Annotated in this window: 21 protein-coding genes and 1 riboswitch; of the genes, 4 read left to right on the forward strand and 17 right to left on the reverse strand. The window is 63.0% G+C overall.

Features of this window, described 5'->3' with window-relative positions:
* Positions 1 to 40: 40 nt before the first annotated feature.
* Positions 41 to 523: a hypothetical protein gene (locus BLO80_RS15220; protein WP_092330419.1), complete on the forward strand. Its 483-nt coding sequence runs from the start codon at positions 41 to 43 to the stop codon at positions 521 to 523.
* A 144-nt stretch (positions 524 to 667) separates the two neighbouring features.
* A complete protein-coding gene (locus BLO80_RS15225) occupies positions 668 to 1,951 on the forward strand; it encodes an OmpP1/FadL family transporter (protein ID WP_092330421.1) in 1,284 nt (427 codons plus the stop codon).
* 89 nt (positions 1,952 to 2,040) lie between these two features.
* Here BLO80_RS15225 and BLO80_RS15230 read toward each other — a convergent pair whose 3' ends face one another.
* From BLO80_RS15230 to cobO, 13 genes are all read right to left on the reverse strand, one after another.
* Positions 2,041 to 2,592, reverse strand: coding sequence for a glutathione peroxidase (locus BLO80_RS15230; protein WP_018604309.1), 552 nt, complete (start codon positions 2,590 to 2,592; stop codon positions 2,041 to 2,043).
* 182 nt (positions 2,593 to 2,774) lie between these two features.
* On the reverse strand, positions 2,775 to 3,983 hold the full coding sequence (locus BLO80_RS15235) for an MFS transporter (protein ID WP_092330424.1): 1,209 nt from the start codon (positions 3,981 to 3,983) through the stop codon (positions 2,775 to 2,777).
* A 52-nt stretch (positions 3,984 to 4,035) separates the two neighbouring features.
* Positions 4,036 to 4,440 (reverse strand): MarR family winged helix-turn-helix transcriptional regulator, encoded by a 405-nt coding sequence (locus BLO80_RS15240; RefSeq protein WP_003204618.1) that lies wholly within the window; start codon positions 4,438 to 4,440, stop codon positions 4,036 to 4,038.
* 72 nt (positions 4,441 to 4,512) lie between these two features.
* Positions 4,513 to 5,244 carry an adenosylcobinamide-GDP ribazoletransferase gene (locus BLO80_RS15245; RefSeq protein WP_092330427.1) on the reverse strand — a complete coding sequence of 244 codons (732 nt, stop codon included), beginning with the start codon at positions 5,242 to 5,244 and terminating at the stop codon, positions 4,513 to 4,515.
* A 2-nt stretch (positions 5,245 to 5,246) separates the two neighbouring features.
* Positions 5,247 to 5,822 carry an alpha-ribazole phosphatase family protein gene (gene cobC / locus BLO80_RS15250; protein ID WP_092330430.1) on the reverse strand — a complete coding sequence of 192 codons (576 nt, stop codon included), beginning with the start codon at positions 5,820 to 5,822 and terminating at the stop codon, positions 5,247 to 5,249.
* The gene (gene cobT, locus BLO80_RS15255; protein ID WP_092330432.1) at positions 5,819 to 6,874 is read right to left on the reverse strand and encodes a nicotinate-nucleotide--dimethylbenzimidazole phosphoribosyltransferase; all 1,056 of its coding nucleotides are present in this window, start codon (positions 6,872 to 6,874) and stop codon (positions 5,819 to 5,821) included. The genes cobC and cobT overlap by 4 nt, the downstream gene beginning before the upstream one ends.
* Positions 6,871 to 7,392: a bifunctional adenosylcobinamide kinase/adenosylcobinamide-phosphate guanylyltransferase gene (cobU, locus tag BLO80_RS15260; protein WP_092330435.1), complete on the reverse strand. Its 522-nt coding sequence runs from the start codon at positions 7,390 to 7,392 to the stop codon at positions 6,871 to 6,873. The genes cobT and cobU overlap by 4 nt, the downstream gene beginning before the upstream one ends.
* Positions 7,393 to 7,542: 150 nt before the next feature.
* Positions 7,543 to 8,994, reverse strand: a complete 1,452-nt coding sequence (locus tag BLO80_RS15265) for a cobyric acid synthase (RefSeq protein WP_092330438.1) — start codon at positions 8,992 to 8,994, stop codon at positions 7,543 to 7,545.
* Positions 8,991 to 9,983 carry a threonine-phosphate decarboxylase CobD gene (gene cobD / locus BLO80_RS15270; protein ID WP_092330440.1) on the reverse strand — a complete coding sequence of 331 codons (993 nt, stop codon included), beginning with the start codon at positions 9,981 to 9,983 and terminating at the stop codon, positions 8,991 to 8,993. Before cobD ends, BLO80_RS15265 begins: the two co-directional genes overlap by 4 nt.
* Positions 9,976 to 10,884: an adenosylcobinamide-phosphate synthase CbiB gene (gene cbiB, locus BLO80_RS15275; RefSeq protein ID WP_092330443.1), complete on the reverse strand. Its 909-nt coding sequence runs from the start codon at positions 10,882 to 10,884 to the stop codon at positions 9,976 to 9,978. Before cbiB ends, cobD begins: the two co-directional genes overlap by 8 nt.
* Positions 10,881 to 11,531 carry a 5,6-dimethylbenzimidazole synthase gene (gene bluB, locus BLO80_RS15280; protein ID WP_092330445.1) on the reverse strand — a complete coding sequence of 217 codons (651 nt, stop codon included), beginning with the start codon at positions 11,529 to 11,531 and terminating at the stop codon, positions 10,881 to 10,883. Before bluB ends, cbiB begins: the two co-directional genes overlap by 4 nt.
* A complete protein-coding gene (locus tag BLO80_RS15285) occupies positions 11,528 to 12,922 on the reverse strand; it encodes a cobyrinic acid a,c-diamide synthase CobB (protein ID WP_092330448.1) in 1,395 nt (464 codons plus the stop codon). The genes bluB and BLO80_RS15285 overlap by 4 nt, the downstream gene beginning before the upstream one ends.
* Positions 12,919 to 13,530 (reverse strand): cob(I)yrinic acid a,c-diamide adenosyltransferase, encoded by a 612-nt coding sequence (gene cobO, locus BLO80_RS15290; RefSeq protein WP_060741073.1) that lies wholly within the window; start codon positions 13,528 to 13,530, stop codon positions 12,919 to 12,921. Before cobO ends, BLO80_RS15285 begins: the two co-directional genes overlap by 4 nt.
* 80 nt (positions 13,531 to 13,610) lie before the next feature.
* Positions 13,611 to 13,982, reverse strand: a riboswitch (cobalamin riboswitch).
* A gap of 154 nt (positions 13,983 to 14,136) precedes the next feature.
* Between cobO and BLO80_RS15295 the strand changes: the two genes are divergently transcribed.
* Complete coding sequence (locus BLO80_RS15295; RefSeq protein ID WP_092204047.1) at positions 14,137 to 14,721, forward strand: hypothetical protein; 585 nt, start codon at positions 14,137 to 14,139, stop codon at positions 14,719 to 14,721.
* Between the two features lie 202 nt (positions 14,722 to 14,923).
* Positions 14,924 to 16,234 (forward strand): PQQ-dependent sugar dehydrogenase, encoded by a 1,311-nt coding sequence (locus BLO80_RS15300; protein WP_092330450.1) that lies wholly within the window; start codon positions 14,924 to 14,926, stop codon positions 16,232 to 16,234.
* A gap of 151 nt (positions 16,235 to 16,385) precedes the next feature.
* Here BLO80_RS15300 and BLO80_RS15310 read toward each other — a convergent pair whose 3' ends face one another.
* From BLO80_RS15310 to BLO80_RS15325, 4 genes are all read right to left on the reverse strand, one after another.
* Entirely contained in the window at positions 16,386 to 16,922 is a 537-nt protein-coding gene (locus tag BLO80_RS15310; RefSeq protein WP_060741070.1) for a C40 family peptidase, read from the reverse strand.
* 165 nt (positions 16,923 to 17,087) lie between these two features.
* A complete protein-coding gene (locus BLO80_RS15315) occupies positions 17,088 to 17,714 on the reverse strand; it encodes a C40 family peptidase (protein ID WP_072411813.1) in 627 nt (208 codons plus the stop codon).
* A 212-nt stretch (positions 17,715 to 17,926) separates the two neighbouring features.
* Positions 17,927 to 18,631, reverse strand: coding sequence for a DnaA regulatory inactivator Hda (gene hda / locus BLO80_RS15320; RefSeq protein WP_003178999.1), 705 nt, complete (start codon positions 18,629 to 18,631; stop codon positions 17,927 to 17,929).
* 169 nt (positions 18,632 to 18,800) lie between these two features.
* Positions 18,801 to 19,874, reverse strand: coding sequence for an AI-2E family transporter (locus BLO80_RS15325; protein WP_092204039.1), 1,074 nt, complete (start codon positions 19,872 to 19,874; stop codon positions 18,801 to 18,803).
* Positions 19,875 to 19,880: the final 6 nt, after the last annotated feature.

Genomic DNA, 19,880 nt, shown 5'->3' on the forward strand with positions numbered 1-19,880 from the left:
CACTCTTCAGGCTCCGCCCTTTTCACACTTCGAGGGTTTTATGGGTATCGCTGCCAGCGAACTGTGTCGATATGTGATCCGCCCGACGCTCCTCTACCTTGAGCGTCACAGCGCAACGGCGGAATCCTTGTTACTGGGCATTGCCGCCAGCCAGTCCGCCCTGGGTTCGGCCCTGCATGATCGACGCGGACATGGCCTGTATCGCATTACCGAGCCCCGCCACCAGGCCCTCTGGGACCATTACCTGGCACAAGATCCGGAACGGGCCAGCCTGGTGCGCGGCCTGGCCAGCCAACATGCCTTTCTCAGCGGCCCGCACCTGGAGTTGACCGTCAATTTGCGCTACGCCACCGCCATCGCCTGGCTGCTGGTGGAGGAACAGAATACCCCGCTTCCCGAGGCCGACGACCTGCTGGGCATGGCCCGCATCTGGCGCCAGACCTTTCATCCCCAAGGGCGCCTGCGAGATTTCACCTGCGCCTGGCAAAGCTGTGTTTCGCCGCTGAACCAGGTCGCTTGCTGATGGGAAATTTGGAAACTTCCTACAACGCTCGCGAACCTGGTCGGATTGTCCTACAAAACCGCTCTAAATCAAGCCATGCAGGCTATAGCGCTTGAACGAAAATGTTGGTAATTTTCGCCCCGGTGATCACCAGGAGTTCTAACAATGAAAAAAATGATGCTCAAAACCACCCTTGGCCTTGCCGTTACCTTGGCATCCACGCAACTTTTCGCCAGTGGCTTTGCCTTGAACGAACAAAGCATCAGTGGCATGGGCACTGGTTTCGCAGGTCGTTCCTCTTCTGCCGATGACGCCAGCACCGTGTTTGGCAACCCTGCCGGCATGTCGCGCCTCAAGCGCCAGCAGGTCACCGGCGGCTTCGCCGCCATCGATGCCTCCACCGATATCGACGATGCCAGCGGTACCCAGTCCGGCACCAACAAGGGCGACATGGTTCCGCTCACCGGCGTTCCGATGGGCTACTACGTCAAGCCTATCGATGATCAGTGGGCTTTCGGCCTGGGTGTCTACGCGCCGTTTGGCTTGATCACCGATTACGAAAATGGCTTCCAGGGCGGTAACTTCGGCAGCAAGAGCGAAGTGAAAGTCGTCACTTTCCAGCCAACCGTCAGCTATGCCTTCAACGACAAGGTATCGATCGGTTTCGGCCCGACCATCAACCGCATTTCCGGCGCCCTGGAATCGGATTTGACCTCGCCGCTGTCACCGAATGATGGCAGCGTGAAGATCAAGGGCGATGACATTGGCTACGGCTACAACATCGGCCTGCTGGTCCAGGCGACCGACACCACCCGTGTTGGCCTGACCTATCACTCCAAGGTCAAGTACAAGCTCGAAGGCCACACCGAAATCAGTCCTGGGGCTGGCACACCTCCCAGCCTGCTGAATGGCGCGCGCTACGATGCTTCGCTGGATATCACCACGCCTGAATCGGTGGACTTTTCGGTCACCCAGCAAATCAATGATGCCTGGACCGTCTACGCGGGCAGCACCTGGACTCGCTGGAGCCGCCTGAAAGAAATCACCGTGAACAACGATGGTGTGACACCCGCAACGGGCGGTGCTTTCGCGCCTGCCTTCTTCAGCTCCATTACTGAAGAGCAGAACTGGCACGACACCTGGGCCTACGCCATCGGTACCTCCTACCAGTTGAACAAACAGTGGGTACTGCGTACCGGCCTGACCTTCGACCAGGCACCGACCAATAACCAGGACCGTTCGCCACGCATCCCGACCGGCGACCGGACCATCTTCAGCCTGGGCGCCGGTTGGAGCCCGACCGACGACCTGACCATCGACGTGGCTTATTCCTACCTCAAGGAAGAAAAAGTCAACGTCAGCGGCAGCAATGCCCTGGGCCAGTCCTACAACGCCAAATACGAAAACAGCGCCAACGGTTTCGGTGTCGGTGCAACCTACCGCTTCTGATGTTTCACGGCGAACCTGAACCCCTCGCCAACTGAAGCGAAAAAAAGCCCCGCACTCTGCAAAGAGGCGGGGCTTTTTCGTGGCAGGCGTCAGGGTTTGGAGGCGATGGCCGCTTCTACCGCCTTGATGAAATCGGGATCGTCAGGCTTGATCCGGCTGGAAAAACTGCCAACCACCTTGCCCTGGCGGTCCACCACGTACTTATAGAAATTCCATTTCGGCGCGCCGGATTGTTCAGCCAAGTGCTTGAACAGCGGTATCGCATCCGCACCCCGCACCGGCTGAGGTTCAGTCATGGTGAAGGTCACACCGTAATTGACGTAGCAGACCTTGGCGGTTTCGGCCCCGTCCTTGGATTCCTGCTTGAAGTCATTGGACGGTACGCCCAACACTTGCAACCCTTGGTCCTTGTAGCGCTGGTTGAGCGCCTCGAGGCCCTTGAATTGCGGGGCGAACCCACAGAAGCTGGCGGTGTTCACCACCACCAGAGGCTTGCCAGCAAAGCGCTGGCACAAATCAATGGTTTCCTTGGCCCGCAGCTTGGGCAACGAACCCTCCAGCAACGGCGGGCAATCGGCGGCCCAGACTTGCCCGGTCACAGCCAGCAACAGGGCGGGAACAGCAAACCAGCGCATCAACATGTCGGTACTTCCTTAAAGCATGTCAGACCACGACGTTACTCTGCCATGCCCGCCGCCGTCCATTGTTCAACACGTCCCCATGCCCAGCTGCATCAAGGCCAACCCGCCCTGGTGCCAGCCCCACCAGGCGAGTGCCAGCAACAGGCCGGCGCCGACAGCGATCAACCACGGGCCGATGCGACTCATGCCGCACTGACCTGGACTTGCAGGCGCGCCACCGGCCGTTCACGCACCGGCCAGTTCAACGCCGCCGCCAGCAGGCTGAGCAAGATCGATACCTGCCAGATCAAGTCGTAGCTGCCGGTGCGGTCATACACCACCCCGCCCAACCAACCACCGAGGAACGAGCCCAACTGGTGGAACAGGAACACGATCCCACCCAACATCGAAAGATTTCGTACACCAAACAGGGTCGCTACCGTGCCGTTGGTCAATGGCACGGTCGACAGCCACAGCAAGCCCATTGCCATGCCAAACAGATATGCCGTGGTGGTCGTCACCGGCAGCCACAGAAACAAGCCGATCACCACGGCTCGCAGCAGGTACAACCCGGTCAACAGGCGTGGCTTGGACATGCGTCCGCCCAGCCAACCAGCGGTGTAGGTGCCGAAGATATTGAACAACCCGACCAGGGCCAGCACGGTGGTGCCGACGCTGGCGGGCAGGTGTTGATCCACCAGGTACGCCGGCAAATGCACGCCAATGAACACCACCTGGAAACCGCAGACAAAAAAGCCAACGGCCAGCAGCCAGAACCCGGAATGGCTGCACGCCTCGCGCAAGGCTTCGGCCAGGGTTTGTTCGTGGCCGGCCACCGGCAACGGTGCGTCCTTGAGCATGCTCACCAGCGGCACGATCAGCGCCACCAGCAGCCCCAGCGCCAACAACGCCGCGGACCAACCGAGCCAGCCGATCAGCCCCAGCGTACCGGGCAACATGGCGAACTGGCCGAAGGAACCGGCGGCACTGGCGATGCCCATGCCCATGCTGCGTTTTTCCGGCGGCACGGCCCGTCCGACCACACCGAGAATCACCGAGAACGACGTACCCGACAGCCCGATACCAATCAAAAGACCCGCGCTCAACGACAAGGACCATGGCGAGTCGGCCATGCCCATGAACACCAGGCCGAGTGCGTAGAGCACGCCACCGATCAGCACCACTTTCGCCGCACCGAAGCGGTCGGCCAGCGCGCCGGTGAAAGGCTGCGCCAGGCCCCAGATCAAGTTCTGCAAGGCAATGGCGAAGGCGAATACCTCGCGGCCCCAGCCGAACTCGGCACTCATGGGCGCAAGGAACAGGCCGAAGCCATGCCGCACGCCCAGGGACAACGCCAGGATCAGCGCGCTGCCCACCAGGACCCAACCACAGGTACGCCACATCGATGTCATTTTTGTTCTCCAGTCGCGGGTATATACCCACTTATCATCGAACGAACCGGCTTCACGCCAGTTCATCCAGCAAGGCCAGCAAGGTCGCACGTTTTTCGGCGCCCAGCTTATCGATCAGTTTCTGCTGCGCCGCTTCCCAGGCCGGCAGCGCTGCCGCCAGCCGCGCCTGCCCCGTTTCAGTGAGCACGACGATGCGGTTACGCAGATCGTCGCCCTCGGCCAGCGCCACCAACCCCTCGCCTTCCAGCACCCGCAGGTTGCGTCCCAGGGTGCTGCGGTCCAGGCCCATGGCCTCGGCCAGGGAGGAAATACTCGGTTGGTCCAGGCGCGCCAGGTTGCTCAGCAAAGAATACTGGGCAACGTTGATCCCGAAGCCATCGAGGGCGCCGTCGTAATACCTGCTGACGCCACGGGCGGCACGCCGCAGGTTGATGCATAGACATTGGGAAGGAAGCATGATGCGTGTATATACCCGCGACTAAGTGAATGCAAATTTAAATGAACACTGCGCCGTCGACAAGATCCGTCTTCAACGCAACGCCAATGCGACCAGAACGGCGGTTTCCAGCAGTTCCAGCAAGGCACCCGCCGTATCGCCGGTGCAGCCTTGCAGCCTGCGCAGCATCATCCGTCGCAATCCGATGAAGACCAGCGTGGCCACCACCAACGACCACAGCCCGGCCCAGCCCAACAGCAGCAGGCACCCCAGCGCACAGGCCGACAACACCTGCCAGCCCGAGCGGCGCGGCAGATGATCGGCGAGCGCCTGGCCCAACCCACCGGCACGCACATACGGCGTCGTCAGGAACAACCCCAGCAATGCGCCACGCCCTAGCATCGGCACGATGAGCAACGCCAGGGCCTGCTCCTGTTCGATCAACGCCACCAGCGCTGTCCATTTGAGCAGCAACACCACCACCAACGTCACGACGGCAATCGGCCCGCTGCGCGGATCCTTCATGATCAGCAATGTCCGTTCGCGATCGCCGAAACCGCCGAGCCACGCATCGGCGCTGTCGGCCAGGCCATCCAGGTGCAACCCACCGCTAAGCAGCACCCACGCCATCAGCACCAGCGCGGCATGCAGCAGCAACGGCGTGCCGAGCAACAACCCATCCAACGTCCATAACAGCCCGCCGAACACCAGCCCCACCAGCGGATAGCACAACAGCGAACGACCCAACTGTTCGGGCTCGGGCATGCCGGGCAGGCGAACCGGCAGGCTGCTGAGAAATTGCAGGGCGATCCAGAAGGGCAACATCGTCAATTTACCTCTTCGAACACTGAACCTGCCGACATCGCCAGGGAAAACAGCGCACCATGAGCGACTTCGACATTGAGCAATTGCTCGCGAGGCAGGCCGCGGGCCTGGGCCAACAGCAGGCGCATCACGCCGCCATGGCTGACCAGCAAGACCCGCTGACCCGCATAGGCCGCGTGCAGGCGTTCGACCGCCGCCAGGACGCGGCTGGCAAACGTCAGCACCGGCTCGCCTTCGGGGGGCGTGAAGGCATAGGGATCGGCCCAGAACCGGCCCAGGGCTTCGGCGTCGGTCGTCATCAACGCCGCCGCACTGCGACCTTCCCAGGCGCCAAAATGCAGCTCTTGCAGGTCTTTGTCCAAGTGCACCGGCACATTGAGTCGGGCACCGAGTTGCTCGGCGAAACGGGCGCAGCGCTGCAAGGGTGAGCTGACCAGGCGATCCCAGGGCCCGCCTTGAGAGACGGCGGTGTGCATCTGCTCCCAGCCCCTGGCCGTCAAGGCATCGTCGAGGCTGCCGCGCAAGCCGCCGCCCAATTCGGTTTCGCCGTGACGCAGCAGGTCCAGGCGCAGGGTCATGCCGGGCGATCCGCCACGGCCGCTTCGGCAAACGTCGCCATCTGCCCGTGAAGGTCACACGCCAGGCGCAACAGCGGCACCGCCAACGCCGCGCCACTGCCCTCGCCCAGGCGCAGGCCGAGATCCAGCAGCGGTTCGGCGCCGAGGGTTTCCAGCACGTGACGATGGCCCGGTTCGGCGCCACGATGGGCGAACAGCAGCCACGGCCGGCACGCCGGATTGAGGCGCACCGCCACCAGGGCCGCGACGCTGCAGATGAAGCCATCCACCAGCACGGCGACGCCTTGCTGGGCACAGGCCAGGTATGCACCGACCAACGCGGCGATTTCAAAACCGCCGAGGTTGAACAGGGTCTGCAACGGGTCGCTACCCTGGGCAGCGTGCAACGCCAGGGCCCGTTCGATCACCTGGGCCTTGCGGCTGACACCCACGGCGTCCAACCCCGTGCCCGGCCCGACCAGATGCGCCACCGGGCATTCGAGTAAGGCGCAGGCCAGGGCGCTGGCGGCGGTGGTGTTGCCGATGCCCATCTCGCCGCCGATGAACAATTGCGTCCCGGCCGCGACGGCACGCAGCACACTGTCGCGCCCGGCGTGCAAGGCTTGCTCGCCCTGTTCCATCGTCATTGCCGGGCCCCGGGCGAAATTCGCCGTGCCCGGCCCCAGGTTCAGGTGCCGCACACCGGGCAGGTCCAGCGCAGGCGTGACGGTGCCCAGGTCGACCACTTCCAGGGACGCGCCCAGTTGTCGCGCCAGGACGCTGATGGCTGCGCCGCCGCTGACGAAATTGAGCAGCATTTGCCCGGTGACCTCTTGGGGATAAGCCGATACGCCTTCTGCGACCACGCCATGGTCGCCGGCGAAAATCGCGATCCACAACCGCTCCAGGCTCGGCTTGAGCTGCCCTTGCAGACCCGCCAGTTGCACCGCCACCGATTCCAACCGCCCCAGGGAACCGGCCGGCTTGGTCAGTTGTTGCTGACGGGCCGTGGCCAGTTCCAGCGCTTGGTTATCTACGGGCTTGCACGGGTCCAGCCACCAGCGATGATTCATAACGCAGTACCTTTGAGAGTCAGGGGCAGGCCAGCGACGGTCAGCACGACGCGCTGACAACGTTCGGCCAAGGCTTGATGCAGCCAACCGGCTTCATCGACATAACGGCGCGTCAGCTCGCCCAGCGGCACGACACCCATGCCGGTCTCGTTGCTGACAAAAATGATTTCACCGGGCAGCGCGGCCAGGCTGTCCAGCAGCGCTTGGCGCTCGGCGTTCAGTTGCTCGGGGGCGTCGAGCATCAGCAGGTTGGTCAGCCACAGGGTCAGGCAATCCACCAGCAGGCATTGCCCGGTGGCGGCGTTTTCCCGCAGCACCCGAGCCAGGGTCAAAGGCTCCTCCACCAGCGCCCACTCGGCCGGCCGCCGGGCGCGGTGCTGGGCGACACGATCGTTCATCTCACCGTCCAGGGGTTGGCTGGTGGCGATGTAGGTCACTGGCAAGCCGGTGTCCGCCGCGAGTTTTTCAGCCAGGCGACTCTTGCCGGAGCGAGCGCCGCCGAGGATCAGTTGCAGCATGGGTCATTACCTTTATTTGGCGGTGTGGCGACTGGCGCCATCGCGAGCAAGCTCGCTCCCACAGTCGATCTGGGGTGTACATGAATTCTGTGCTCATCAGAAATCCAATGTGGGAGCGAGCTTGCTCGCGATGAGGTCTGCCCAGCCACCCTAAACCCCACAAAGCTCACGCAACAATCCAGTATCCAGATGCCGCTCCACCAGATCCGCCAACCGCTCGATGTCCCGCTCGCGCAAGCCGTGGTAATCCACCGTTTGCACATCCGCCAACCCAGCCCAACGCAACAACGCGCTGCTGGCCTGGGGCGACTCGAACAGCCCGTGCAGGTAGGTGGCGTAAATTTGCCCATCGAGGCTCTGGGCACCGTCGCAACGGCCACTCTCCAGGTGCACGGCAGCCTGTTCCAGGGCAGGGCCAGTGGTCACGCCCGCGTGAATCTCATAGCCGCTGACCTCGGCCGCTTCCAAGGCCAGTCGCCCGCGCACATTGCGCAATTGCTTCTCGTGCTCCAGGGTCGTTTCGAAGTCCAGCAGGCCCAGCCCGGCACTGGAGCCCGCCGCGCCTTCCAGCCCCAGCGGGTCGTGGACCTGCTGGCCAAGCATCTGCAAACCGCCGCAGATGCCCAGCAATTTGCCGCCGTAGCGCAGGTGACGATGGATCGCCGTCTCCCAACCGTTGGCCCGCAGGTAGGCCAGGTCGCTGCGCACGCTTTTCGAACCGGGCAGGATGATCAGGTCGGCCGGCGGGATGGGCTGGCCGGGGCCGACGAATTGCAGATCGACCTGAGGGTGCAGGCGCAACGGATCGAAATCGGTGTGGTTGCTGATGCGCGGCAAGACCGGCACCACCACTTTCAGCACCTGCTCGGCCTTGTCGATCTGGCGCTGATCGAGGCCATCCTCGGCTTCCAGGTGCAGATCCATGACGTACGGCAACACGCCGATCACCGGTTTGCCGGTGCGCGCCTCCAGCCAGTCCAGGCCCGGTTGCAGCAAGGCGATGTCGCCACGAAAACGGTTGATGATGAAGCCCTTTACCCGCGCCTGCTCGCTGGGGGAAAGCAACTCCAGCGTGCCGACCAGATGGGCGAACACTCCGCCGCGATTGATATCGGCGATCAGCAGCACCGGGCAGTCCACCGCCTCGGCAAAGCCCATGTTGGCGATGTCACCGGCGCGCAGGTTGATCTCCGCCGGCGAGCCGGCGCCTTCCACCATCACCACCGCATAGGCCGCGCTCAAGCGCGCGTGGGAGGCCAGCACCGCTTGCATCGCGATGGCTTTGTAATCGTGATAAGCCACGGCGTTCATGGTGGTGACGGCACGACCATGGATGATCACCTGGGCGCCGGTGTCGCTGTTGGGCTTGAGCAGCACCGGGTTCATGTCGGTGTGCGGCTCGAGCCCCGCCGCCTGGGCCTGCACCGCCTGGGCCCGGCCGATTTCGCCGCCGTCGGCGGTCACGGCGCTGTTGAGGGCCATGTTCTGCGGCTTGAACGGCACCACGCCCACACCCTGGCGCCTGACCCAGCGGCACAAGGCCGTGACCAGGGTACTTTTGCCGGCATCGGAGGTGGTGCCCTGCACCATCACTGTGGTCATGGGGTGTCCTTGGCGTAGGCCTCGAAGGCTTGTTCGAGGCGCAGGAACTCGCTGTCGTCGGCCGGCAGCCCGAAACGCAGGCTGCTGGTGTTCACGAACAGACGCAGGAGAATGCCGCGATGGGCCATGAAATCGTGAAGCCCCTGGGCGTGTTCGGTGACCAGCCATTGGAACAACCCGCAGCCGCCCTGCGGCTTGAAGCCGTGGCGTTCGAGCAACAACGCCAGGCGTTGGCTGGTGGCTTCGCAGCGTTGACGCTGATCTGCGTGGGCAGCGCTGTCCAGCAGGCACGCCTGGCCCAGCACCCGGGTCGGCCCGCTGACGGCCCACGGCCCGACCTGTTCGGCGAGCAACTTGAGCAAGCGGCGTTCGGCCAATACAAAGCCCAGGCGAACCCCGGCCAGGCCGAAGAACTTGCCGAACGAACGCAGGACGATCAGCCCGACCAGATGGGTGTACGCCGCCAGGCTCAGCGCCGGGGTGACGTCCATGAACGCCTCATCCACCACCAACCAGCCACCGCGCTGGGCCAGGCGGGCATGCCAATCCAGCAAACGCTCGGGCGCCAGGCTCAGGCCCGTGGGGTTGTTCGGATTGACCACCACCAGCACGTCGAGGCTGTCGAGGAAGAAATCCACTTCCGCTTCCAGTACTTCGCGCACGATATAGCCGCTGCGGCGCCAGGCTTCGGCGTGCTCGGCGTAACACGGCGACAAGACGCCGACCTTGCCGCTGCGACGCAGGCGCGGCAACAGCTGGATGGCCATCTGCGAACCGGCCACCGGCAGCACATCCAACGCACCGTAGTAGTCGCAGGCGGCCTGCTCCAAGCCATCATCGGCTTCCGGCAGGCGCGCCCAAGCCCGCTGGGGAATCGCTGGAACGTCGAACGGCCAAGGCGCGAGGCCGCTGGACAAGTCGAGCCAATCGGCCTCGGCAATGCCGTATTGCCGGGCCGCGTTGCGCAAGCGTCCGCCGTGCTCAAGCATAGAACTCAGCTCCCAGGCAGAGAATCAGCAACCACAACCATACCCCGCGCTGGACCAATTGCCAGCCGCGATCAATGGAATCGGCACTCGCCGGTACGCCTTCGCCCAAGGGCGGACGTTGGTGCAGTTCACCGTGGTAAACCGCCGCCCCGCCCAGCTCGACACCCAGCGCTCCGGCCCCGGCGGCCATCACCGGCCCGGCGTTGGGGCTGTCCCAGGTTGGGCCCTGGCTGCGCCAGCACTTGAGCGCCAGGCGGGTTTTGCCGAGTAGCGCGTAGGTCAACGCCACCAGGCGCGCCGGAATGTAGTTGAGTACATCGTCGATCTTGGCCGCCGCCCAGCCGAAGCGCTCGAAGCGTTCGTTGCGATAGCCCCACATGGCGTCGAGGGTATTGCTCAAGCGGTACAGCACCACCCCGGGCGTGCCGGCCACGGCGAACCAGAACAACGCGGCGAACACCGCGTCGCTGCCGTTTTCCAGCACCGACTCGGTGGCGGCGCGGGCCACGGCGGTTTCATCCAGTCCAGCCGTCTCGCGACTGACCAGGTAGCCGACGCGCTGGCGCGCCTGTTCCAGATCACCGCTGCGCAGTGCCCGCGCAACCGGCTCGACATGCTCGCCGAGGCTGCGCAGGCCGAGGGCACAGTACAACGCCAGGATATCCACCAACCAGCCCACCATCGGCGCCCAGGACAGGGCCGTGACGAGCAAGGTCAACGGCACCACAGCGATCACCCAAGCCGTGACCCCGTGGCTGCGCCAGCCACGTCCGCCAGAGTTGAAACGTTGTTCGATGCGATCGGCAAAGCCACCGAACGCCACCAGCGGATGCCAGCGCCGGGGCTCGCCCAACAGCGCATCCAGCGCCACCGCGGCGGCACTGAGCAACGCCACGCTCATGGGCTCACTCCCCAACGGTTTTCATACAGCAGTTCATTGAGCGGACGCGGCTGCGCCCAACCTTCCAGGGCGAGCATCGGCGCTGGGTAAAACCCCTCGACCGGGCCCAGGCAAAGAATCGCCAGCGGCTTGGCCCCGGCGGGCAGGCCCAGCAGGTCGGCCAGGGCCTGAGGTTCGAACAATGACACCCAACCCATCCCCAGCCCTTCGGCGCGGGAGGCCAGCCACAGGTTCTGGATGGCGCAGGACAGCGAGGCCAGGTCCATTTCCGGCAAGGTCCGGCGACCGAAGATGTGCCGCTCGCGATCCTCCATCAACGCCGCCACCAGCACTTCGGCACAGGCGTCGATGCCTTCGACCTTGAGCGTCATGAACTCATCGCTGCGCTCGCCCAAGGCCTCGGCGGTGCGAATGCGTTCCTGCTCCACCAGTTGGCGGATCTGCCCACGCAAGGCGCGGTCGCTGATGCGGATGAATCGCCACGGTTGCATCAGGCCGACGCTCGGGGCCTGGTGCGCGGCTTCCAGCAGACGGCGCAGCAGGGCCGGTTCGACCGTGCCGCCGCTGAAGTGGCGCATGTCACGGCGTTCGGCGATGGCGCGGTAGATGGCGTCGCGTTCGGTCTGGGAGAAAGCGTTATCGGTCATGGCCTTTTCGCGAGCAGGCTCGCTCCCACAGGGTTCAGGTGATCAAATGTGGGAGCGGGCTTGCTCGCGAAGGCGGCCTCAAGGTCAGGCGCAAACAGCGCGGCAATCGCCCTGGGATTGGACGGGAAATAAAAATGCACATAGGAAGCCGTCATCCGCCCTTGCCGGAAAACCGCCTCCGCACCGCGTCCGCCATTGGGGCTATGGCCACGGGCAATCGGTTCGACCTCGGTGCTGGTCAGGGAATGATGATAGGTGTGCCCGCGCAGGTTGCCTTCCGGCAAATCCACCGACTGCAGCGCCAGGGCCGCCAGGCGCTTTTGCATCTGCGCATCGCCGGCCAGCAAACCCAGCAGTTCGGCACGCACGCCGTCGACATCGGTCAATGAATCGAGCAGATACAACATGCCGCCGCATTCGGCGAGTAACGGCTTGTCGGCGGCGTGGTGGGCACGGATCGCGGCCAGCATCGGCGTGTTCCGGGCCAGCGCAACGTGGTGCAGCTCCGGATAACCGCCAGGCAGATAAAGGCTGTCCGCCTCGGGCAGTTCGGTGTCATGGATCGGTGAAAAAAAGCTCAACTGCGCACCCATGGCCCGCAGCAGATCAAGGCTTGCGCCATAGGTGAAGGCGAACGCTTCGTCACGGGCCACGGCGATGCGCACTCCGGCGAGCCACGGCTCAACGGCAATCACCTGCGGCGCGGCGAATTCCACCGCAGGCGGCAGCGCCACTTCGCAACTACCGGCCAAGGCATCGGCCGCCGCGTCGAGGCGCAGGTCGAGATCGTTCAATTCACTGGCCTGGACCAACCCGAGATGACGGCTGGGCAATTCGATGCCGGTTTCCCGGGACAATGCGCCGTACCAGCGCAGGCCTTCGGTCAGGCTGCCTTCGAGCAATTGCGCGTGACGCAAGGTGCCGACCCGGTTGGCCAAGACCCCGGCGAATGGCAGGTCCGGTTGATAACGGGCCAGGCCCAGGGCCAAAGCACCGAAGGTCTGGGCCATGGCCGTGCCGTCGATCACCGCCAGCACCGGTACGCCAAAATGCCGCGCCAGGTCGGCGCTGGACGGGGTGCCGTCGAACAGCCCCATCACTCCTTCGATCAGGATCAGGTCCGCTTCGGCGGCAGCTTCCCACAACAGCCGGCGACTTTCCTGCTCGCCGACCATCCACATGTCCAATTGATAGACCGGCGCGCCGCTGGCCCGTTCCAGGATCATCGGATCGAGGAAGTCCGGGCCGCACTTGAAGACGCGCACCTGGCGTCCCTGGTTGCGATGCAAGCGGGCCAGCGCCGCGGTGACGGTGGTCTTGCCTTGTCCCGAGGCCGGCGCGGCGATCAACACCGCCGGACAGTGGCGGCTTGCCAGGCAAGGGTCACTCACAGTTCGACGCCTTTCTGCGCCTTGATACCCGCCTGGAACGCGTGCTTGATCATGCCCATTTCAGTCACGGTGTCGGCCAGCTCGATCATCTCCGGCTTGGCGCCGCGACCGGTCACCACCACATGCTGCATCGGCGGACGCGCCTGCAGATCGCTGAGCACCTGATCGAGGTCGAGGTAACCGTGCTTGAGGGCGATATTCAATTCGTCGAGCACCACCAGGCCGATGGACGGATCGCTGAGCAACTGACGCGATACGGCCCAGGCGGCTTCGGCGGCGGCGATGTCGCGCTGGCGGTCCTGGGTTTCCCAGGTGAAGCCTTCACCCATGACATGAAAACGCACCTGCTCCGGGAAGCGGCGAAAGAACAGCTCTTCGCCGGTGCTGTTGCGCCCCTTGATGAACTGCACCACACCGCATTGCATGCCATGGCCCATGGACCGTGCCAGCATGCCGAACGCCGAGCTGCTCTTGCCCTTGCCATTACCGGTCAGCACCAGCAGCAAGCCGCATTCATTCGGCGAGTTGGCGATGCGCTCGTCGATCACGGCTTTCTTGCGCTGCATGCGCGCCAGGTGGCGTTCGTCGCGATCAGGGGTGTCGGTCATGGGGAGCTCTCCGTTGGGATTGGATAACGGCGGGCGGGGCACAAAAAAAGACGGCAGCAAGCCTGGCATCGCCCACCGTGATGCCGTTGGATGAATCAGGCCGGTCTCCGGGCTCATGAGCGGCGTGGCGCCGGGCTGCGCGCCTTCCCATGTCATGCGACACAGTGGTTAGTGGCCTGTGTGGCGAGTTCTGTCAGTCAACTTCGGCGTCAGAAGTCCATATCCTGCGTTGCTGCTCCTCGCCATAGCGGGCTATGACTCGTCACAGCGCCTTGGCTATGGACTTCTGACATCCGAACTTGAACTGACGAACTCACCACACAGGCCACAGAGCACAGCGTTGACTCATTTACCGTTGCGGGGGCAGCGCCGGGTTCGTATGCACTCACCGGCTTCCCTGTTTCACTCTGTCGACCAAACGGCCACAGAGCACCTGAAACAAGCGGCGAAGGTTAGAGGGTTGGGGGTGGAGCGTCAATTAAAGCCGCCTGTCGGGGGTGCTCATGGGCACCGATCAATAAAATGACGTCAATCTTGTGTGATCCTGCGGCAAGTGATATCAAAGCGACATTACAACCCGATATCACAAGAACAAGAGGGCAAAACATGCAAGGCATGCTCATCAGCAATCCAAAACTGGAATTCCTGCGCCCGGTGCTGGAACGTTGGTTTGATTGCATCGACCGCTACAACGCAGTGCGCGGCGATAACGACACCCCCTACTGGTTCGATGAACGGGCCAATCTCAGCTTGCTGTCGGCCGCCGCCTGGATGGCCGAGATGGTCACACTGCAGAACGCGCCGACCCGCAAGCAGAATGAAGAAGGCGAACGCAACGTCAGCGCCGACCTGTTCATCGCCAGCACCGATGAGCGGGCCTTCATCCAGGCCACCCAACGCTGGCCCAAGGTCAACAACCTGAACCTGACCCAACCGCTGTTGGAAGCCACCAGCGATGCCAAGCGCATCAGCTACGCCAGCGACCTGAAGCTGGGCTGCCTGTTCGTCTCGCCGCAAAAGGCCCAGCAGAGCGCTACGCCCGAAGAACTGCAGGACATGATCGACGACTTGCAGAAGGAAAACACCTGTGCCGTGGCCTGGTACTTCCCCTATGCCTATCGCAAGTTGCGCAACGAGGCCGGCCAATACCATCCAGGCATTGCCGTACTGTTCAAACAGGCCCATGGCTGAATCATTCCACGCAAAAACTGTGGGAGCGGGCTTGCTCGCGAATGCGGTGTACCAAATGACATATTAGTCAACTGGCACGCCGCATTCGCGAGCAAGCCCGCTCCCACAAGGTTTGGCCTGGCAGACTGGCCCACCCGCAGTTGAACCATCACGCGTCTACGCTTCTCTATGAATAACTCCATGCATTCATAGGGAAGCCAGCATGCTCAAGCCACCTCATCTCCTGATTGTCGCCCTCGCCGCAGGGCTTACCGCCTGCGGCGAGTCGTCCACCCTGCAGGTGTCCGACGGCACCGGCCCGGCACCGAAACTGCCTGAACCGAACAAGACCCTGGTCCCCACCGTCAACATCGCCGAAGCCGTCGGCTGGCCGCAAGGCGCCAAGCCAACCCCGGCCCAGGGCCTGCAAGTGGGCGCGTTCGCCGAAGGCCTGGACCATCCGCGCTGGCTTTACGTGCTACCCAATGGCGATGTGCTGGTGGCCGAAACCAACGCCCCGCCCAAGCCTGACGATAGCAAGGGCATCCGCGGCTGGGTGATGAAAAAGGTCATGGGCCGCGCCGGTGCCGGCGTGCCCAGCCCCAACCGCATCACGCTATTACGTGACGCCAACCACGATGGCATCGCCGAAACCCGTACGGTGTTCCTGGAAAACCTCAATTCGCCGTTCGGCATGACCCTGGTGGGCAATGACCTGTACGTGGCCGACACCGACCGACTGATCCGCTTCCCCTACAAGGACGGTGACACACAGATCAAGGCGCAGCCGACCAAGGTCGTCGACCTGCCGGGCGGCACCCTCAACCATCACTGGACCAAGAACGTGATCGCCAGCCGTGACGGCAGCAAGCTGTACGTCACCACCGGTTCGAACAGCAACGTCGCGGAAAATGGCATGGAGGCCGAAGAAGGTCGCGCCGCCATTTGGGAAGTGGACCGGGCCAGCGGCAATCACCGGATCTTCGCCTCAGGCCTGCGCAACCCCAACGGCCTGGCCTGGGAACCCCGCAGCGGGGCCCTGTGGACGGCGGTGAACGAACGGGATGAGATCGGTAGCGACCTGGTGCCGGACTACATCACCTCGGTCAAGGACGGCGCATTCTATGGCTGGCCCTACAGTTACTACGGACAGCACGTCGATACTCGGGTCGAACCACAGAACCCGGCCCTGGTGGCCAAGGCCATCGCCCCGGACTACGCCGTCGGCCCCCACACCGCCTCACTGGGCCTGACCTTCGCCGAAGGCAGCACCCTGCCTGCACCGTTTACCGAAGGGGCTTTCGTCGGTCAGCACGGCTCTTGGAACCGTAAGCCCCACAGTGGCTATAAAGTGATTTTCGTACCGTTCAACGGCGGCAAACCCGTGGGGCAACCGGTGGATGTGCTGACCGGCTTCCTGAACGCCGACGAAAAAGCCCAGGGCCGGCCGGTGGGCGTGGTCATCGACAAGCAGGGTGGTTTGTTGGTGGCTGATGATGTGGGGAACAAGATCTGGCGGGTATCGGGTCAATAACCCACCACTGAAGACTTGTAGAACCCTGTGGCGAGGAAGCTTGCTCCCGCTGGGCTGCGAAGCAGCCCTTGGGTTCTGACGGTTGCTGCGCAACCGAGCGGGAGCAAGCTCCCTCGCCACAAAAGCTTTCCAGCGGCACAGAAATCGAGGGTCAGGGATTACGCGCCAGATGCTCCGGCTGCAACACACGCTTGGCGCCCAGGTAAGCCTTCTGCCAATAGGCCTTGGACAGGCTGTCGAGCTTGACCGTGCCGCCCGTGGCCGGCGCGTGGACGAAGCGCCCCTCGCCGACATAGATCCCGGCATGGCTGACCTGAGAGCCGCCGTTGGTGGCGAAGAAAATCAAATCGCCGGTCTGCAAGGCATTCTTGCCGACATCCGGCGCGCGCATGCCGATCATCTCGCGCGTGGAGCGCGGCAGGGAAATACCGGCGGCGTCGCGGTACACATAACCGATCAAGCCACTGCAATCGAAGCCCGAATCCGGTGTATTGCCGCCCCAGCGGTACGGCGTCCCCACCAGGCCCAACGCCCGGAACAGGACGTCTTCGGCGGCCGGGGAAAAGGATTGCGAGGGGGCAAAGACCACCGGGGCCCGCACCACAGGCGCTGGCGGCGGGGTACGGCTGGCGCACGCACTGAGCAGTGCGGCGAGGAAGATGAGCGCGAGGCGGGCCGACGTCGACATATGCAGAACAATCCTGATCTGGATGCGGCTTTTCTGCCGTGGGCATGAAAACAAATCCGCCTGCGTAGTACGCAGGCGGATTGCCATCAATCAATGATCAAGGATTCTAGCGGCTATGTGGCAAACTTCAAGTAAGACTTTAAGTTTGCCTTACAAACTGTGTGCTTACTTGCGAGCAGTAACCACAGTCGGTGCCATGGCGAGGGCGCGCTTGGCTTCGATGAAGGTCTTGCTCCAGTAGCTGTCGCCCAGGCTGTCGATGCGCACGCCACCGCTGCGGCGGCTGCTGGAATGGATGAACTGGTTGTCGCCCAGGTAGATTCCGGCATGACTGACGCGACCGCGACGACCGTTGGTGCTGAAGAACAGCAGGTCACCGGGCTCCAGCTGATTGCGCGCTACCAGTGGGGCGTTCACGTTGATCATTTCGCGAGTGGAGCGCGGCAGGTTCATGCCAGCCTCTTCGCGGAACAGATAACCGATGAAACCGCTGCAATCGAAGCCGGCTTCGGAAGTACCGCCAAAACGGTAGCGGGTACCGATCAACGACATGCCACGTTCCAGGATGCTGTCAGCCAGTACTGGAAGCTGGTAAGGCTTGCTGCCGGCGAAGGCTGCGAGCTCTTTGTCGGAGGCCATTTCTTCCTGGAATGCAACGGAGGAAGACTGGGCGGTAACGGAATTCTGGACCTGTGGTTGTGGCGCTTGCTGGGACACTGGAGAGTGGGCAGCGCAACCGAACAACAGGGTAACGAGTGCGAGAGGCACGAGGGGTGCGAAGCGATTTAGCATGGGCACGACCGTGGCTGAAGTAGTAAAGATGGCGAGACTATGCCTTCTATCAACCTCATTTGCAAATTCAATCGATGCAAATGTGACTTCTCGGTTTTACGTTTACATCTAAGCGCTTAAGCCCATTTTGAACGTCACGCAGCCTGCAACCCAGCAGGACCGCGGGTTTCGCCGTGTCCAGAACAGGCCATGAGCCACTACTTACAACGGTTCTACCAGCCCAAGGTTTCTTTCAAAAAAGGAATAGTCAGCTTGCGCTGGGCCTGGAGCGAGGCTTGGTCGAGGCGCTCGAGCAGCTCGAACAATGCGCTCATGCTGCGGGTGCCACGGGTGAGGATGAAATGCCCGACTTCGTCGGTCAGGTGCAGGCCACGGCGGGAAGCACGCAGCTGCAAGGCACGGAGTTTGTCTTCGTCGGACAACGGGCGCATCTGGAAAATCAGCGCCAGGGTGAGACGGGATTTGAGATCCGCCAGTTTCACCGGCAGCTCCCGAGGCGACGTCGAGGCGGCGATCAACAAACGCCGACCGCTGTCGCGCAGCCGATTGAACAGATGAAACAGCGCCTCTTCCCAGTCAGCCTTGCCGGCCACGGCCTGGAGATCGTCCAGGCAGACCAGTTCGTACTGCTCAAGGTTGTCGAGGATTTCAACGCCGCGATCGAGCAACTCGGCCAACGGCAGGTAAACGGCAGGCTCGCCCAATTGCTCGAACCGCAGGCACGCGGCCTGCAACAGGTGCGTGCGCCCTACCCCGTCCTTGCCCCACAGGTAGATCAGGCTTTCGGTCCAGCCGGCGTCGGCTTCGCAAAGCCGCTCGACATAGCCGAGTGCAGCGGCATTGGCGCCTGGGTAGTAGTTGATGAAGGTGGCGTCATCACGCAGACGCACACCTAGGGGCAGCTGAATCGGTTTCATGCTGACTGAACAGTTCCAAGGGAACCGTTAGTGGCCTCTGTGTAAAGTTCGCAAAGTTTATACCCGTGACACGGACCGCACAATGCGCCGGACCACGAGCAAAATCAAAGGTTTGCAGCGGCAAGGGCGCGGAGCGTCAGTTTCCCTGACACCCCGCCGGTCATTAACCCTACAGATCAGGGTCTTCAGCGCCGCTGTAAATGTCCGAATCCTTGTACAGATCGTGCATATGCCGCACCAGCACCATGATCACCGCCGCCACCGGCAGCGCCAGCAGGATCCCGGTGAAACCGAACAACTCGCCGCCGGCCAGGATCGCAAAGATCACCGCCACGGGATGCAGGCCAATGCGGTCGCCCACCAACAGCGGCGTCAGCACCATGCCCTCCAAGGCCTGCCCGACCATGAACACCGCCACGATGCCGACCATCGGGTACAAGTCGCCGCCGAACTGGAACAACCCGGCGATCAACGCCGCGCCGATCCCAATCACAAAGCCCATGTACGGCACGATGGCCGCCAGCCCGGCGATCAAGCCGATCAACAGCCCCAGCTCCAACCCCACCAGCATCAAGCCGGCCGCGTAGATGAAGCCCAGGGCCACCATCACCAGCAACTGCCCCCGCACGAACGCCCCCAACACTTCATGGCACTCGCCGGTCAGGGTCATGATGCGTTCTTCGCGCTGACGCGGCAGCAGGCTGCGGATCTTGGCCATCATCAGATCCCAGTCCCGCAGCAGATAGAAAGCCACCACCGGGATCAGCACCAGGTTCGCCAGCCAGCCGATCAACGCCAGGCCCGAGGCCGTGGCCTGGCTCAACACCACGCCAACGATGTCGGTCGTCTGGCCCATGTGCTCGCTGATGGCGGCCTTGACCTTGTCGAACTTCCAGAAACCGTCGGCCAAGCCCAATTTCGACTGCACCCACGGCATCGCGCTGTGCTGCAACCAATCGAGCATCTGCGGTGCCAATTCGTACAGGCGCACCAGTTGCTTGGCGAGCATCGGTATCAGCACCAGTAACAGGGCACTCACAATCAGTGTGAACAGCGCAAACACCGTCACCACGCCCCAGGTCCGCGACAGGCCGAGTTTTTCCAGGCGATCCACGACAGGGTCGAACAGATAGGCCAACAGCAGCGCAACCAGGAACGGTGTGAGGATCGGATGCAGCAAATAGATAAGGGCGAACAGCAGGGCAACCCCACCCAACCAGAACCAACGCCGCGTATCGCCCATGAACCA

Origin of the sequence: Pseudomonas sp. NFACC56-3 (assembly GCF_900100025.1) — a bacterium.
In the GTDB taxonomy this organism is placed as follows: Bacteria; Pseudomonadota; Gammaproteobacteria; order Pseudomonadales; family Pseudomonadaceae; genus Aquipseudomonas; species Aquipseudomonas fluorescens_AA.